At 51.3% G+C, this 2,435-nt stretch carries 2 protein-coding genes; both read left to right on the top strand.

Going from position 1 to position 2,435, the window contains the following annotated elements; genetic code table 11:
* The coding region (locus BP727_RS00560) for a zinc ribbon domain-containing protein (protein ID WP_286856782.1) at positions 1–126 on the top strand (126 nt) is incomplete at its 5' end.
* A 48-nt stretch (positions 127–174) separates the two neighbouring features.
* A complete protein-coding gene (locus BP727_RS00555; RefSeq protein WP_273271720.1) occupies positions 175–2,130 on the top strand; it encodes a GNAT family N-acetyltransferase in 1,956 nt (651 codons plus the stop codon).
* Positions 2,131–2,435: the final 305 nt, after the last annotated feature.

Genomic DNA, 2,435 nt, shown 5'->3' with positions numbered 1-2,435 from the left:
GATCGAGTCCACAATTGCCCTCAATGCGGTCTTTCAATGGATCGAGACTGGAATGCTGCAATCAACATACTCAGATTGGGACTACAATCTGTCGGCATCAAATCCGTAGAAGCCCCGGTCTTCTAGGCAGGGGAGTAGTCACCAGATATAATAATCAATACCAAGGAGCTCGAAATGCAGGAATCACTCAATTCAGAATCATATGATAGGGAAGCCTTCTGGCATGATATCAAGGAAAAGTGGCCGGGCAAGTTCAGAGATCTGGAGCGCTTCATCTTCCAGGAAATTCGCCCCGGCAACAGGATATTCGTGGGAACAGGTTGCGGGGAGCCCCAGCATCTGGTCAGATCGCTTCTTGAATTCGTCAAAGAGCGACCCAAAGCCTTTCTTGACGCTGAGCTCATAAACATAGTCACCCTTGGGGTGGCACCATACACGGACGAGAAGTTCCAGAGCAACTTTCGGCTCAACTCCTTTTTCATCGGCGACCATACTAGAAACGCCGTCAATCGGGGCGAAGCTGATTATACCCCCATATTCCTCTCCAATCTTCCCCAGCTGATCCGATCGGAGAGAATACCGCTGGATGTGGCCCTCATCCAGACCACCCTGCCGGACAAGGATGGCAGATTGAACCTGGGAGTGAGCGTCGATATCGTCCGCACGGCGGTGGAGAAGGCGGGAATAGTCATCGCCCAGCCCAACTCTCATATGCCCGCCATTAATGGCGATGGCTGGATCCGGATGGACGACGTGGACTATCTGATCCCCTGGGATGAGCCCCTTCTGGAGTACATAGAGGATGTCCCAGGTGAGATCGCCCAGAGAATAGGAAAATATGTGGCTAGAATAGTGGAAGACGGCTCGACCATCCAGGTGGGATACGGCAGCATTCCCAATGCCATCGTCTCCAGCCTGAAGAAGAAAAAGCATCTAGGGGTGCATTCTGAGCTACTGAGCGATGGCATAGCCGGGCTCATAAGGGATGGGGTGGTGGACAACAGCAATAAAAGCATCAATCCTGGAAAGACCATCGCCACCTTCTGCATGGGCCACCGCTCGACATATGATTTTCTGCGAAATAACGATAGCATAGAATTCAGGACCATCGACTACACCAACAACCCCCTGATCATCGCCCAGAATAGCAAGATGATAGCTATCAACAGCGCCCTGGAGATCGATCTCACCGGCCAGGCCACAGCAGAGTCTTTGGGCCATAGCTTCTATAGCGGTATTGGCGGCCAGGCCGATTTCATGAGGGGCACGGCTATTGCACCAGGAGGAAAGACCGTCCTCGCTCTGCCCTCTACCGCTCTAGTCACCAGCGCTGATTCCTCAGATGATGAGGCTTCCCAGAAAGGGGGACGAGTCTCCCGAATAGTTCCATTCCTTGGGGAGGGGGCAGGGGTCACATTGACTAGGGGAGATATTCATTATGTGGTAACTGAATACGGCATCGCCTATCTACATGGAAAGAGCATCCGAGAGAGAGCCATGGCCCTAATCGCCATCGCTCATCCCTTATTCCGCCTCTGGTTGATTGAGGAGGCTAAGAGGATGCATCTGATCTATCCGGACCAGGCCTTCATTCCCGGAGTGCAGGGAGAGTATCCGGAAGAGCTGGAGGCATGGAAGACCACCAGGACGGGTCTCGGAATCCTGTTGCGGCCGGTGAAGATCAGCGATGAGCCCCTTCTCAAAGACTTCTTCTACTCCCTGTCCGACGAGAGCATGTACCAGAGGTTCATCTCCGCCCGGAGAGATATTCCCCACCAGGAGCTTCAGAAGTTTGCTGCGGTGGATTACTTCCAGAAGATGGTTCTGGTGGCAACTGTAGAAGAGGATGGCATCGAGTCCATCTGCGGCTTGGGCCAGTATGGCATTAACAGCGATATGTTCACCGCAGATGTGGCTTTGGTAGTAAGGGATGACTGCCAGAACCATGGAATAGGAGGCGAGCTCTTGGCATATCTGACATACCTCGCGAAAAGGCAGGGGCTCCTCGGATTTACCGCTGAGGTCCTGGCAGGAAATGATCCCGTATTCCATCTATTTAAAAAAATGGGTTTTGCAGTCAGCAAGAGGCGCGATTCCGGGGTCTATGAGCTGGTGGCCATGTTTCCCTGACAACTGGTGATGGACCTTTAAAGGATCTTCATAAGGTTCATACAAAACATACTTTTTTACATCATGAGAGCGATCGAAATATTATCCATCGGGATAGTCGATGGAGATCAAGAATCAAAGGGGAGTGTAATATCATATTAAATTGAGGTGAAGTGGATGAAGAAAACCATTTTTCTAGCAATGATGAGCATTTTTGTCATATTCATGGCGATATCTGCCCATGGCCAGCAGGGCTTTGACCAGGCTTATACGGACAGTCCGTCTGCGATGGTACCATATATCTCAGAAGGCCAGTATTATGTCGA

It is taken from the genome of Methanosaeta sp. UBA356, from assembly GCF_002496465.1.
GTDB lineage: Archaea > Halobacteriota > Methanosarcinia > Methanotrichales > Methanotrichaceae > Methanothrix > Methanothrix soehngenii.
Note: the sequence above shows the minus strand (reverse complement) of the source record. Positions and strands in the feature narration are given on the sequence as shown.